The organism is Amycolatopsis sp. PSD-21 (assembly GCF_055561455.1).
Genome location: NZ_CM145712.1, coordinates 6,354,814 through 6,367,254, shown reverse-complemented (window position 1 = coordinate 6,367,254; position 12,441 = coordinate 6,354,814). Strand labels below are relative to the sequence as shown.

Here is a 12,441-nt window from a genome sequence, read left to right as displayed (position 1 = left end):
ATGAACGCGTGGCTCACCAGCCTCATCGCCGTCGCCGGGACTCTGCTCGGCTCGACGTCGACCTTCTTGTTCCAGCGGCTCAACACCGCTCGCACCGAGCGGTTCACCCGTGAGGAACGACTCCGCCAGGACCGGACGGAAGCCTGTGTCGACTTCGCGGGCGCGATCACCGGGCTGCGGCGTGGTGCCGTCAGTCTCTGGCTACTCCGACGGCGTGCCGCCGCTGACGACGAGGATGTGCGCGCCGCGTTCACCGAATCCGACGTTCTCGGCGCCGCGGCGGACCACGCCCGCTTCCGGGTGGCGCTGATCACCGGCGATCCGGAGCTGGTGGCGCTCGCCGATGTCGCGTTCGAACACTGTGGTGCGATCCGGGAGGCGGCCGACCACGCCGAACTGGCCGATCACGAAGAGCGGTGCCAGCGGGCGCTCGACGCCTTCATCGACGCCGCGGGTGTCCAGGTGCGCGGCGTCAGGCCAGCCAGGCGTCGATCTCTTGGTGGATCGAACGCTTGAGCTCGGCGGACGCGAAGGACGCGTCGACGGACGCCCGGGCGAGACCCGCGAGCGCGAGGTCGTCGTAGGCGAACGCCTCGCGAGTGCGCAGGAACTCGTCGGTCAGCGTCGTCCCGGTGACCGACGGGACGTCGGTGCTGAGCGTGACGACGAGCCCGGCGTCGACCAGACGGGGGAGCGGGTGCTCCTCGAACGAGGGCACGAGCCCGAGCGTCACGTTCGACGACGGGCAGACCTCCAGGGCGATACCGCGTTCCCGCACCTCGGCGACCAGCGCGACGTCCTCCAGGATCCGGATGCCGTGGCCGATCCGTTCGCTGTGCCCGACCTCCAGCGCCTCGCGGATGCTGGCCGGGCCGGCGTCCTCCCCTGCGTGGTGGATCAGGTGCAGCCCTGCCTCCTCGGCCTCGTCGCAGATCGCGGCGAACGGCGCGAGCGGGTACTTCTCCTCCCCGGCGAGCCCGATGGCGAACACCCCGTCCGGGGCGTACCGGCGGGCCAGGTCGAGGGTGAGCCGGGCACGGTCGACCGACCGGCGGCGCGAGTGGTCCAGCAGCACCCGCCAGTGGAGCCCGTGTTCGGCCGCGCCCACCGAGAGTCCTTTGAGGACGGACGCCAGCGGCATGTCCGGCTCGCCCAGCCGTTCGCCGTGCGAAGCCGCCGTGAAGGTGACCTCGGCGTAGCGGACGCCGTCCGCGACCTGGTCTTCACAGAACTCGCGCGCCACCCGTTCGAAGTCCTCCGGCCTCCGAAGACAGGACCGCAGCAGCCCGTTGTAGTCACCGAACGCGCGGAAGCCATCGAAAACGGGTTGTTCCGCGGGTACGGCGATGCCGTTCGCCTCGCCGATGTCACGGAGCGTGTCCGGCCGGATGGTGCTCTCGAGGTGGACGTGCAGATGGGCCTTGGGCAGCAGAGAAAGATCCCGCATGAACTCGAATTTAGTGCGCCCGGCCCGCATCGCGCGCCCGGTTTTCCGGCGGCCCGGTATCCGAAATGAGTGATTCGGCTCGCCGCGGGGAACCCTGGGGGCACCACCGGTCGTTGAGCAGGACACCAGACGACCCCGAGGAAAGGGACCACAGTGCCTCTACTGCGGAAGTTGACCGCCCTGGCCGGCACCGCCGGGGCCGTGCGCGCCTACGTGCGGAAGAACCCCGAAAAGGTCTCCAAGGTCGTGAACAAGGCCGCGACCTTCGTCGACCACAAGACCAAGGGCAAGTACCACAGCCAGATCGACGGCGCGGTGCGCAAGGTCGACGGAATGACCGGGCGGCCGCCGCGCCGGCCCTACGAGCACTAGGCGTCGGCTAGCGTCTCGAGGATCTGCTCGCCGTATTTCGCGAGTTTGTTCTCGCCGACGCCGCTGACGGTACCCAGCTCCTGCAGCGTGGTGGGCCGTTTGGTGGCGATCTGGCGCAGGGTCGCGTCGTGGAAGATCACGTACGCGGGCACCCCCTGTTCCTTCGCCGCCGCGGCCCGCCACGACCGCAGCAGCTCGAACACCGGCGCCGCCTCGGCGGGCATGTCGGCCGCCGCGGCCTTCTTCGCGCTGGACCGGGCCGCGGCCTTCGCCGCCCGCTCCGGCTCGCGCCGCAGCTGGACCTTCCGCTCCCCGTTCAGCACCTCGGCACTGGCCTCGGTCAGCACCAGCGAGCCGTAGTCGCCCTCGACCGCCGCGAGCCCCTGCGCCAGCAGCTGCCGCACCACGGCCCGCCACTCCGGCTCCTTCAGCTCCGTGCCGATCCCGAAGACCTTCAGTGAATCGTGCCGGTGCTGCGTCACCTTCGGCGTCGACTTGCCGAGCAGGATGTCGATGATCTGCCCCGCGCCGAACTTCTGGCGCCGCTCGTTCTGCAGCCGGACGATGGTCGAGAGGATCTTCTGCGCCGGGATCGTGCCGTCCCAGGTCTCCGGGGGCGCCAGGCAGGTGTCGCAGTTGCCGCAGGGCTCGCTCCGCTGCCCGAAGTAGTTCAGCACCTGCACACGACGGCATTCGACCGTCTCGCACAGCGCCAGCATCGCGTTGAGGTGGGCGCTCAGCTGCCGCTTGTGCGCCTCGGACCCCTCCGACATGTCGATCATCTTGCGCTGCTGCACGACGTCCTGGAGCCCGTACGCCAGCCACGCCGTCGACGGCAGACCGTCACGGCCGGCGCGACCGGTCTCCTGGTAGTAGCCCTCGACGGACTTCGGCAGGTCCAGATGCGCGACGAACCGTACGTCGGGCTTGTCGATGCCCATGCCGAACGCGATCGTCGCGACGACGATCAGCCCGTCTTCACGCAGGAACCGCGACTGGTGCTTCGCGCGGGTCCGCGCGTCCAGCCCGGCGTGATAGGGCACCGCCGGGATCCCGTTCTCCACCAGGAAATCCGCGGTCTTCTCGACCGAATTCCGTGACAGGCAGTAGACGATGCCCGCGTCGCCCTTGTGCTCGGTGCGCAGCAGCTCCAGCAGCTGCCGCTGCGGCGAGTTCTTGCCGACGATCCGGTACTGGATGTTCGGCCGGTCGAAGCTCGCGACGAAATGCCGCGCGTCCTCCAGATTGAGCCGGGACGCGATCTCGGCGTGCGTCGCCTTGGTGGCGGTGGCGGTGAGCGCGATCCTCGGCACGTCCGGCCAGCGCTCGTGCACCGCGGACAGCATCAGGTAGTCAGGCCGGAAGTCGTGACCCCACTGGGACACGCAGTGCGCCTCGTCGATCGCGAACAGCGAGATCTTGCCGCGGTCGAGCAGCCGCACCGTCGACTCCACCGAGAGCCGCTCGGGGGCCAGGTACAGCAGGTCCAGCTCGCCGGCGACGAACGCGGCCTCGACCCTGTTCCGCTCGGCGTAATCCTGCGTCGAGTTGAGGAAACCCGCGCGGACGCCGAGGTTGCGCAGCGCGTCGACCTGGTCCTGCATCAGCGCGATCAGCGGGGAGATCACCACGCCGACGCCCGGCCGCACCAGCGCCGGGATCTGGTAACACAGCGACTTGCCGCCGCCGGTGGGCATGAGGACGAGCGCGTCACCGCCCGCGATGACGTGTTCGACGATGGCGTGCTGGTCGCCGCGGAAGTCGTCGTAGCCGAAGACGCGGTTCAGCGTCGCGAGGGCTTCCGAGGTACCGATGTCGGGGGCTGCCACCCGGACGATTCTAGGGGCGGGGTCCGACAGTCGACGCGCCCGCGCACCTCAGCGCGGGAATTCCCAGTCCAGCGCCCGGTTTCCGGTGACGACCGGCCGGTAGCCGCCGTCGGTGGGCCCGCCGGTCTCGAGCGCGGACGCGGTCCGCTCCAGCAGCTCGGTCAGGGTCGCGGGCCGGTGATCGAAGCTCACCGAACCTTCGTGGTTCCAGTCGCCGAGCCGCCCGGTGCCGGTGCGCTGGTCGAGGAAGAGGCCGTCGCCACCGCCGTCGACGGCGACGGGTACGAACCGCCCGTGCCACCACGAGCCGACGCTGTCGTCCCACCCGCCCGAAATCAGCACTTCGCACATGACCTTCGCCTGACTCGCGATGGTTTCCGTGGAAGCGAGGTGTTCGAACGGGGGCAGCGCGAAGCTGTCGCCGATGCCCGAAACACCGTCGTGCCGCAGCAGGAAGGCGACGAGTTCGGCGGGGAAGACGACGCCCGTCTCGCGTTGCGCCTGGGCGATCTTCGCGAGCGTCGCGGGCGGGCGGAGGCTCGCCGCCGTCGTCGGCGCGTTGGCCTCGAGCCATCGCTCGACGCGGTCCCAGGCGGCGTTCACCCGGCGGGTGGTCGCCTCGGGCACCGGATCGAGTGCGGCAGGCCCCTGTCCCAGGCGGCAGCCGCTGTCGACGGTCAGCGTCGGCCGGGTCGTGGGCGCGGGCGCGGCGGTCGAGTAGGATGGCATGCGCGGTGTCGTCGGTGCCGCGTACCACTGCGCTCCCTTGTCCCGCCCGCCACGCACCGTGACCGCGAACACGAGCCCCAGCACGATGACGACACTCGCGACGGCGATCACCACTGCGCGACCCCAGCCTTTGCGCATGAGGAGAGACTAGGACACGGCCTAGTCCTCGGCGGCCTTCCGGCGTTCGCGGCGGCCGCGCGCGATCTCGGTGGCCAGCGCGTCGAGCGGCCCGGTCCAGAACCGCCGGTACTGGTCCAGCCAGCCGTCGATCTCCTTGAGCGGGCCAGGATCGACCGAGTACAACCGCCGCGCGCCCTCGGCGCGGACGGTGGTGAAGCCGTTCTCGCGCAGGACGCGCAGGTGCTGGGAGACCGCGGGCTGCGAGATGCCGAACTCGGCGCGGACCACCGCGGTCACGTCGCCGGAACTCTGTTCCCCGCCCGCCAGCAGTTCCAGGATCCGGCGGCGCACCGGATCCCCGAGGACGTCGAACGCGTGCATCCGGCAACTATCACGGCCTGGACTTATATAAGTCAAGCGTGCAAGGCCGGGGTCACCTCGCGGTGGCATCGTGGGACGGGAGACGCCGGAAGGGGAATCGATGAAACTGGCCGAAGTGGTGGCCGACGGGTTCGGCCGCGTCCAAGAGGTCGTGCACGACGCCGTCGAGGGGTTGAGTGCCGAGCAGCTGACCGAGAGCCCGGCGCCGGGTGCGAACACGATCGCCTGGCTGGTCTGGCATCTGACCAGGGTGCAGGACGATCACGTCGCCGACCTGATGGGCACCGAGCAGATCTGGACCGCACAGGACTGGGTGGGCCGCTTCTCGCTGCCGTTCCCGGCGTCGGACACCGGGTACGGGCATCGCCCCGAAGACGTCGAGGCGGTCCGCCCCGATTCAGCCGACCTGCTGACCGGCTACTACGACGCGGTGCACGAAGCGACGACGGCGTGGGCCGCCGGACTGGCCGAAGCCGACCTCGACCGTATCGTCGACGAGGGCTGGGATCCGCCCGTGACCCTCGGGGTTCGCCTGGTCAGCGTGCTTTCCGACGATCTTCAGCACGCGGGGCAGGCGGCGTACGTCCGGGGGCTCGTACTCCGCGATACGTAGGCGAGGTGCCGCTCCACGACGGACGACGGGGACGCCGCCCGCGGAAACACTGGTCGCATGAGTACTTCCACAGTGCGGCGACCGCCGATGACGCTCACCCCGCGGTGGCGGAAACTCGTCCTCGTCGTCCATGTCGTCTCCTCGCTCGGCTGGCTCGGGATCACCATGGTGAACGCGGTCCTGACCTTCACCTCCGTGTTCACCGACGACCCCCGCCGCCAGCACGCGGCCATCCTGATGATGGACCAGATCGGCGGCTATCTCCTGCTGCCGGTCAGCATGACCGCACTGGTCAGCGGGATCGTGCTCAGCCTCGGCACGAAATGGGGCCTGGTCCGGTACAAGTGGGTCGCGATCAAACTGGTCCTGACCATGATCGCCGCCGGGCTGACGCTGTTCTCGCTGCTGCCGGGCATCCGCGAACTGGCGGCCGCCGCGGAGTCTACTTTGGACGGTGTGTTCGTGGAGGCGGGGCAGCGCGTGGACGGGTTCTATCCGATCATCGTGTCCACGACGATGTACGTGACCATGACCGTGCTGTCGGTGTACAAGCCGGGCGGCAAGACCCCGTACGGCCGCCGGGTGACGGCCACCCGGGTTCGTGACCGGCAGCCCGCTTAGAACTCGTTCAGGGCTTCGTCGATCCTCTCGGCTTCGGCGCGCAGATCGTCCAAGACGGTCTGCGCGGCCGTGGTTTCATCGTTCGCCGTCTCCTCCTCGAGCTCGGCGTCGGCGAGCCGCCGCCGGAGCTCGTTCGCCTTCTCCGTGGCCTTCTCCGCCCGGCGTTCGGCGCGGGACACGTCGATTTCAGCCTGTTTGCAGGCCTTCGCGAGCTCGGCGGCCTCGCGCCGGAGCCGGTTGAACTCCGCCACCCGCTTCTGTTCGCGTTCCGCCTCTTCGCGGGACTTGGCGATCCGCTCCTGTTCGGCCTTCTCGGCGGCCTTCTGCTTCGCCTTCCGCCGATCGTCCAAATGCGACACGGTGGCGGGTTTTTCGCGCTCCGGCGTGGGTTTCCGCTTCGGTTGCGGGACGAAGCCGCTGGTCAGCCACTGGTCACCGGTGCTGTCCGCCCCGCTGCTCAGCCGCCCGGCCAGTGCGAGCGCCGCGACCTCGGGGTCGGCCACGACGGCTTCGAGGGTGGCTTCGACTTCGCGGGCGACCGGCTCGCTCATCGAAGGCTCGTCCCGGAGGATCCGGTTCACCAGCTCCTGCCGTCGCCGGGCGAGTTTGCGCAGGTCGGCGCCGGCGAGCGCCGAATGCGCCTTGCGCAGATCGTCCCCGAGCCTCGCCAGTTCCGCCAGCTCGGAGGAGCCCGCCCGGCGGTTGAGGATCGAGGCGGCCAGCGTGGGCTTCCGCAGGGCGCGGATACGCTCGGCCAGGGCGGGATCCCCCGCGGCTTTGGCCTCTTTCGCCCGCTGGTTGCGCACCGAGACGAACTCGGCCGGATCGCCGCCGTAGAGCTCGTCCGCGACCTCGTCGAAGTCCATCGCCCTCCGCAGGGTCAGTGGCCGGTCAAGGCCGGATCGGGGTGGCCATGCTGCCGTACGCGTCAGCCGATGATCCCACGAGATTCGGGAGCTTTCACCTTTTCGGGGTCATCCGGCCACCTAGCGGATCGGGCCTTCCGGCGACACCCGCCGGACCGGTGAATCCGGGTTGCCCGGAGCCGGTCGGACCAACGGCAGATCGGCACTTTGGAGGTGGCTTCCTCCCGATGGCGGAACAACGATGGTGATCAGGGGGAAACCATCAGCCGCTGGAGGCACCGAATGTCCGTGACCGAACGCGTACCCGTTTCACCGCAGGCGAGCTTTCTCGGTTCCGGACCGTATCCGGAACACCGATGGCGGGTGGTCCTCTGGTCCGTCCTCGCGGGATTCGCGCTGACCGTGATCTGGTCGGCGCCCTTTGTGGACAGTGTGATCGGGGACAGTGTCGCCAACACGCTGCTGGGCCACGACGCCAAGGCGACCCCGATCGGCGGTGTGCTGGCCGGAACGTTCTTCGCGTTCGTTTCGGGGCTGGCCGGAACGTTCACCGCGTGCAACATCGCCGCTTTCGGCGCCGTCGCCCCGCTGGTCGGCGGGGGAGCCACCGGGCGGCCGAAGTTCGCGGACACCCTCAAGCCGCTGGGCTGGATCGCCACGGGGATGCTGACGGTTTCCGTGGTGTACGGCGTCATCGTCGCGCTCGTCGGCACCAGGATGCCACAGTTCTCGACGGCCTCGTCCGCCGGTGGGCTCTCCCCGCGGAACATCCAGTCGATGATCGTCTACGGCGTGATCGGGATCGTGTTCATCGTGCTGGGCCTGGCTTCCGTCGGCATCGTCCGCAACCCGATCGCCGGGCTCACCCGCCGGTTCCCGCCCGCGCCGCTCGTGCTGATGGGCGCGCTCATCGGCGGTTTCCTGATCGGCAGGCCGTTCCCGCTGTTCCGGATGATGTTCCGCAGCGCGGCCGAAAGCCACAACGTGTTCTACGGCGCCGCCGCGTTCGCCCTCCAATCGGTCGGCAACATCCTGGTGATGGCGCTGTTGTTCCTTCTGCTCACGCACGGCACGGGCGGGCGGCTGCAGCGGTGGATGCTCGCGAAGCCCACCAGGATCGCCGTGGTGACCGGTGCCGCGTTGCTGGTCGCCGGCACGTTCACGCTGTTGTACTGGGACCTGCGCGTGCTGGGCCGGACGGGCGTCATCTGGTACCCGACGATCAAGTGGTGAAGAGCCGGGCCAGCACCTGCTCCACTGAATCCTGAAGGCACCTCGCCGCGTCCTCCCGGCCGGCGAGGTGCTTCAGCAAGCCTTGCTGGAACAGACCGTCGAAGAGCGCATACGTCGTCGACGGGGAGAAGTCCGTCGGCTTGCCCAGTAGTTCCGCGTACCGGGAGACGACCCGCCAGATCATCAGTTCGAGTGTCTCGTCGATGGCGAGGACGTCGGCCTGGAACAGCTTCTCGAACAGGCTCTGATTGCGCAGGTCGTACCAGAGCCGGTGCAGGCGCGCGTTTTCCCGCAGCGTGGCCGCCGTCGCGGCACCGAAGGCCGTTCTCAGTTCTTCGGCCGTCTCCGCGGTCTCGGCTATCCGGTCGTACCGGGTGACGCATTCGGCCTTGTACTGCTTGACGCAGTAGGTGATCAGCTCGGCCTTGTCCCGGAAGTAATAGTGCAGGACCCCGTGCGAGAACTCGGAGTTCTGCGCGATCTCCCGCAGGCTCGTGCGCGCGTAGCCCAGCTCGGACAAGGTGACCAGCGCCGACATCGCCAGCTGCGCGCGCCGTTGGCCGAACCTGTCCTCCTGGCGGGTCTCGTCACCGCTGCGGTCCGCCACGTCGGTCACAGTTCCCGGTTCCCGTCGCCTCGGGTGCCCGCCGTCCACGAGCACGTCGCCGGATTCTAGCCCGGGAAAGGGTTTTCTTGCGCCCGGCAGAATTACTCGAGCCACTCGGTGATGAAATGGTCGCTTTCGTGGATGTGGACGGCTTCGTAGACTTCCGGCCCGATCACGGCGAACTTGTGCGGGGTGTCCGCGGGCACGACCAGGATGTCGCCTGTTCCTCCTTCGCGTTCGGTGTCCCCGATGGTGAACCTCGCCCGGCCGCGGATGACGACGAACGTCTCGCGGTACGGATGCTGGTGCAGCCTCGGTCCGGAACCGTCGACGTCGGTCCGCTCGCGGATGATCGAGACTCCGGAACCGATGTCGCGGCCTTCGACGTTTCCCAGGGTTTCGGTGCTCATTCCGCCACTCTAGCCCTGGTCACGGGTGCGGTGGGCCTACTCGCCGCGGTCGACCACGAACGCCGAAAGGCCGACGAGCAGGGCCCTGGCGGGCCGGTCGGGAAGGCCGAGCGCGAGGTCCCTCGCCTTGGCGGCGTATCCGTGGGCTTCGGCGAGCGCGCGCACGACACCGGCGGATTCGCGCAGGAGCCCGAGCGCCTCCTGGCGGACCACCGGATCGGTGACCGGTCCGTGGCCGATGATCTCGCGTAACCGAGCGGCGCCGGGCCCCTCGTCGTCGAGCGCGTGGAGCATCGGCAGGGTGACGACGCCTTCGCGGAGATCGGTGCCCGCGGATTTGCCGAGGTCGGTGGTGGACGCGGAGATGTCGAGGACGTCGTCGGAGATCTGGAACGCCACCCCGATCAGTTCGCCGTACTGGCCCAACGTTTCGATGGTCCGCTCATCCGCGCCCGACACCTGCGCGCCGAGCCTGCCCGCCATCGCGATCAGCGACGCGGATTTGTCGGCCATCACCTGGATGTGGTGCTCGTACGGCGCGTGACGGCCGCAGTCCTCGAACGGTCCGGTCGTCTCGAGGAACTGGCCGCGCACGAGCCTGCCGAACGTCTTCGCCTGCGACCGCAGCGCGTAGTCGCCGAGCCCGGCGCCGACCTGTGCCGCGCAGGCGAGCACGTAGTCTCCGATCAGGACGGCCTTCTTGTTGCCCCACAAGGAGTTCGCACTGGTGACCCCGTGCCGCATCGGCGCCTCGTCCATCACGTCGTCGTGATACAGCGTCGCGACGTGAACGAGCTCGACGAGGGTGGCCGCCGAGATCGCGTCGCCTCGCCCGTCGCCGAACGCCGCCGCGGTCAGCGCCATCAACGGACGCAGCCTCTTCCCGCCCGCGCGGACGAGATGGGTGGCGGCTTCGGTGAGTTCCGGATGACCGGGGCTGCGCAACACCTCCTGAAGTCTCTCTTCGACCCGGGCGAGCCCGGCGCGGAGTCCGGCGGCGAACTCCGCGTGCCGCTCGATGGCCGGGTCCAGGCCGAGTTCCGTGATCGTCGTGGTCGTGTTCACGACCTCCAGCATCCGAGCCGGAGGCTCGCGACCGCATGGCGCCCGGGAGGGAGATCGCTCCCTCCCGAGAGGGAAACCTCCCGGTCAGAAGGGCGGCTCCGGGCTTCCGGCGGACACCGGCGTTCGCTCCCAGGCCCCGTCCGACGGTGTGCCGCCCGAACTTCGGCCCGCCTTGTTCACCTTCGCCGTGGCATACCGCAGCGACGGGCCGATCTCGTCGACGTCGAGCTCCACCACCGTGCGTTTCTCGCCTTCCTTGGTTTCGAAGGATCGCTGTTTCAGCCTGCCCTGCACGATGACCCTCGTCCCTCTGGTGAGGGATTCGGCCAGGTTCTCCGCGGCCTGCTTCCACAGTGCGCAGCGCAGGAACAGCGGGTCTCCGTCGCGCCATTCCCCGCTCGCGCGGTCCAGGACGCGTGGTGTCGACGCGACCGTGAAGTTCGCGACCGCCGCTCCGGACGGGGTGAACTTCAGCTCCGGATCGGTCGTCAGGTTGCCGATCACCGTGAGCACCGTTTCTCCGGCCATGGGACTTTCCTCCTCGGGCCGGCGCGCGGACCCGGCCGGGCCCGCTGTCGCCTGTGAAGAGGAGACCACCGGGGTACGACAGTTTCCGGCGTCCCGCGGCGGGCCGGTTGTCACGAAAGGGTGGTTCAAGGCGAAAAGTGCGCTGAACTACCCTCTCGTGATCCCGCGAGCGGCCGAAACGCTTTCCCCGAGCCGCGCGAGTCCCTCGTCGACGCGGTCCGAACCGACCAGGCCGTAGCCGATCACCAGTCCGCCGCGCGTTCCTCCGTAGGCGGCCAGGCTTTCGACGGCCACCCCCGCGCGAGACGCTTCCGTCACCACACCGTCCACAGTGACCGTCGCATGTGGACGGAACAGCGCGCACAGGTGGAGCCCGGCACTCGAAGGAACGACTTCCAGCAGGTCGCGCAGTTCGTCGCGGACGAACGCCAGGATCCGCTCCCGTCGCACCGAATACTCCCGGGTCGCCTTGCGCACGTGACGCGCGAGCAGACCCTCGTCGATGAAGCTCGCCAACGCGGCCTGTGTCACGAGATCACCGTGCCAGTCCGTGAGCTGTTTCGCCTGCCGCAACGCCGGGCGCAGCGAAGTGGGCGCGACGAGGAAACCGAGGCGCAGCAAGGGAAGCAGTGTCTTCGAGAACGATCCGACGTAGACCACCCTGCCGTCGCGGTCCAGGCTTTGGAGCGGTTCGAGCGGCCGGTCCGAGAACCGGTACTCGCTGTCGTAGTCGTCCTCGACGATCACCGCGTCGTTCCGCTCCGCCCACGCCAGCAACGCCGTCCTCCTGGCGAGTGACATCGGCGTGCCGAGCGGGAACTGGTGCGACGGCGTCGTGTAGATCAGCCGGGTGCCCTTGGCGAGCGCGGCGACGTCGAGGCCTTCGGCGTCCACCGGCACCTTGGTGATCCGGGCACCGTGGGCGGCGAAGAGCCGTTCGGCCGGGGGATAGCCGGGATCCTCGACGGCGACCCGCGTGCCGGGTTCGATCAGGACCCGGCCGATCAGGTCGAGAGCCTGCTGTGCTCCCTGGGTGACCACCAGATCTTCACCGCCGGCCCGTACCGATCGGGCGGCGCCGATGTGCCGGGCGATCGCCACCCGCAGTGCTTCGAGCCCGGCGGGGTCGGCATAACCCGACGGTGGCAGCAGCGACGGCCGCAAGGCTTGGCCGACCAGTCGTCGCCAGGTCCGCAGGGGGAACAGGGCCGGATCCGGAGCGCCGACGCGGAAGTCGAACTCGGGAGCGGACCGGTCTTCGCCGGGGAGGGCCGCAAGCGAACGCCAGCGGGCGACCGGCCGCACTCCGGAGCCCGCGGGCGCGGCGCGTTCCGCCCGCGCCACGGGATCCGCGCTGACGAACGTCCCGCGTCCGACGTGGCCGCTGAGGAACCCCTCCGCGGTGAGCCGTTCGTAGGCGACCGCGACGGTGTTGCGCGAGACGTCGAGCTCGCGGGCCAGTTCCCTGGACGGCGGCAGGCGCTCCCCGGCGCGCAGGCGCCCGTCGAGGATGCCGTCGCGGAGCTGGCGGTAGATCCGCGCGGCCAGGTCGGTGTGTCCGTCGAGGCTGATGTGGAACGGCACGGGGCGAGCCTATATTGGCCCAAAGAGAATGGCTGA

Annotated in this window: 15 protein-coding genes; 5 read left to right on the top strand and 10 right to left on the bottom strand. The window is 69.3% G+C overall.

Annotated elements, in window-relative coordinates:
- A complete protein-coding gene (locus ACZ1DY_RS29735) occupies positions 1-516 on the top strand; it encodes a hypothetical protein (protein ID WP_465481635.1) in 516 nt (171 codons plus the stop codon).
- Here the strand turns inward: ACZ1DY_RS29735 and add are convergent.
- Positions 473-1,447, bottom strand: a complete 975-nt coding sequence (gene add / locus ACZ1DY_RS29730; RefSeq protein WP_465481634.1) for an adenosine deaminase — start codon at positions 1,445-1,447, stop codon at positions 473-475. The genes ACZ1DY_RS29735 and add overlap by 44 nt on opposite strands.
- A 153-nt stretch (positions 1,448-1,600) precedes the next feature.
- On the opposite strand from add, the gene ACZ1DY_RS29725 reads away from it, so the two are divergent.
- Positions 1,601-1,819 (top strand): antitoxin, encoded by a 219-nt coding sequence (locus ACZ1DY_RS29725; protein WP_016335889.1) that lies wholly within the window; start codon positions 1,601-1,603, stop codon positions 1,817-1,819.
- On the opposite strand, the gene recQ is transcribed toward ACZ1DY_RS29725, so the two are convergent.
- From recQ to ACZ1DY_RS29710, 3 genes are read right to left on the bottom strand one after another with little or no spacing between them, the layout of a single operon-like run.
- Positions 1,816-3,648 (bottom strand): DNA helicase RecQ, encoded by a 1,833-nt coding sequence (gene recQ, locus ACZ1DY_RS29720; protein ID WP_465481633.1) that lies wholly within the window; start codon positions 3,646-3,648, stop codon positions 1,816-1,818. The two genes, ACZ1DY_RS29725 and recQ, sit on opposite strands and share 4 nt — an antisense overlap.
- Positions 3,649-3,696: 48 nt before the next feature.
- Complete coding sequence (locus ACZ1DY_RS29715; RefSeq protein ID WP_465481632.1) at positions 3,697-4,515, bottom strand: SMI1/KNR4 family protein; 819 nt, start codon at positions 4,513-4,515, stop codon at positions 3,697-3,699.
- A gap of 21 nt (positions 4,516-4,536) precedes the next feature.
- On the bottom strand, positions 4,537-4,878 hold the full coding sequence (locus ACZ1DY_RS29710; protein WP_034324421.1) for an ArsR/SmtB family transcription factor: 342 nt from the start codon (positions 4,876-4,878) through the stop codon (positions 4,537-4,539).
- A 100-nt stretch (positions 4,879-4,978) separates the two neighbouring features.
- Between ACZ1DY_RS29710 and ACZ1DY_RS29705 the strand changes: the two genes are divergently transcribed.
- Positions 4,979-5,491, top strand: coding sequence for a mycothiol transferase (locus tag ACZ1DY_RS29705; RefSeq protein ID WP_126733647.1), 513 nt, complete (start codon positions 4,979-4,981; stop codon positions 5,489-5,491).
- A 57-nt stretch (positions 5,492-5,548) separates the two neighbouring features.
- Complete coding sequence (locus tag ACZ1DY_RS29700) at positions 5,549-6,112, top strand: hypothetical protein (protein WP_465481631.1); 564 nt, start codon at positions 5,549-5,551, stop codon at positions 6,110-6,112.
- Here the strand turns inward: ACZ1DY_RS29700 and ACZ1DY_RS29695 are convergent.
- Complete coding sequence (locus tag ACZ1DY_RS29695) at positions 6,109-6,978, bottom strand: hypothetical protein (protein WP_465481630.1); 870 nt, start codon at positions 6,976-6,978, stop codon at positions 6,109-6,111. The two genes, ACZ1DY_RS29700 and ACZ1DY_RS29695, sit on opposite strands and share 4 nt — an antisense overlap.
- A 282-nt stretch (positions 6,979-7,260) precedes the next feature.
- On the opposite strand from ACZ1DY_RS29695, the gene ACZ1DY_RS29690 reads away from it, so the two are divergent.
- The gene (locus ACZ1DY_RS29690) at positions 7,261-8,211 is read left to right on the top strand and encodes a hypothetical protein (protein ID WP_465481629.1); all 951 of its coding nucleotides are present in this window, start codon (positions 7,261-7,263) and stop codon (positions 8,209-8,211) included.
- On the opposite strand, the gene ACZ1DY_RS29685 is transcribed toward ACZ1DY_RS29690, so the two are convergent.
- From ACZ1DY_RS29685 to pdxR, 5 genes are all read right to left on the bottom strand, one after another.
- On the bottom strand, positions 8,201-8,827 hold the full coding sequence (locus ACZ1DY_RS29685; RefSeq protein WP_465481628.1) for a TetR/AcrR family transcriptional regulator: 627 nt from the start codon (positions 8,825-8,827) through the stop codon (positions 8,201-8,203). The genes ACZ1DY_RS29690 and ACZ1DY_RS29685 overlap by 11 nt on opposite strands.
- A 92-nt stretch (positions 8,828-8,919) precedes the next feature.
- Positions 8,920-9,228, bottom strand: a complete 309-nt coding sequence (locus ACZ1DY_RS29680; RefSeq protein ID WP_126733643.1) for a cupin domain-containing protein — start codon at positions 9,226-9,228, stop codon at positions 8,920-8,922.
- Positions 9,229-9,264: 36 nt separating this feature from the next.
- Positions 9,265-10,293: a polyprenyl synthetase family protein gene (locus tag ACZ1DY_RS29675; protein ID WP_465481627.1), complete on the bottom strand. Its 1,029-nt coding sequence runs from the start codon at positions 10,291-10,293 to the stop codon at positions 9,265-9,267.
- An 84-nt stretch (positions 10,294-10,377) separates the two neighbouring features.
- Entirely contained in the window at positions 10,378-10,821 is a 444-nt protein-coding gene (locus ACZ1DY_RS29670) for a single-stranded DNA-binding protein (RefSeq protein WP_126733641.1), read from the bottom strand.
- 147 nt (positions 10,822-10,968) lie between these two features.
- Entirely contained in the window at positions 10,969-12,405 is a 1,437-nt protein-coding gene (pdxR, locus tag ACZ1DY_RS29665; RefSeq protein ID WP_465481626.1) for a MocR-like pyridoxine biosynthesis transcription factor PdxR, read from the bottom strand.
- Positions 12,406-12,441 lie beyond the last annotated feature (36 nt).

Excerpts from the sequence above, each read along its gene's own strand:
- ACZ1DY_RS29735 (WP_465481635.1), top strand. The coding sequence starts at position 1 with ATGAACGCGTGGCTCACCAGCCTCATCGCCGTCGCCGGGACTCTGCTC.
- add (WP_465481634.1), bottom strand. The coding sequence starts at position 1,447 with ATGCGGGATCTTTCTCTGCTGCCCAAGGCCCATCTGCACGTCCACCTC.
- ACZ1DY_RS29715 (WP_465481632.1), bottom strand. The coding sequence starts at position 4,515 with ATGCGCAAAGGCTGGGGTCGCGCAGTGGTGATCGCCGTCGCGAGTGTC.
- ACZ1DY_RS29710 (WP_034324421.1), bottom strand. The coding sequence starts at position 4,878 with ATGCACGCGTTCGACGTCCTCGGGGATCCGGTGCGCCGCCGGATCCTG.
- ACZ1DY_RS29705 (WP_126733647.1), top strand. The coding sequence starts at position 4,979 with ATGAAACTGGCCGAAGTGGTGGCCGACGGGTTCGGCCGCGTCCAAGAG.
- ACZ1DY_RS29700 (WP_465481631.1), top strand. The coding sequence starts at position 5,549 with ATGAGTACTTCCACAGTGCGGCGACCGCCGATGACGCTCACCCCGCGG.
- ACZ1DY_RS29695 (WP_465481630.1), bottom strand. The coding sequence starts at position 6,978 with ATGGACTTCGACGAGGTCGCGGACGAGCTCTACGGCGGCGATCCGGCC.
- ACZ1DY_RS29690 (WP_465481629.1), top strand. The coding sequence starts at position 7,261 with ATGTCCGTGACCGAACGCGTACCCGTTTCACCGCAGGCGAGCTTTCTC.
- ACZ1DY_RS29680 (WP_126733643.1), bottom strand. The coding sequence starts at position 9,228 with ATGAGCACCGAAACCCTGGGAAACGTCGAAGGCCGCGACATCGGTTCC.
- ACZ1DY_RS29670 (WP_126733641.1), bottom strand. The coding sequence starts at position 10,821 with ATGGCCGGAGAAACGGTGCTCACGGTGATCGGCAACCTGACGACCGAT.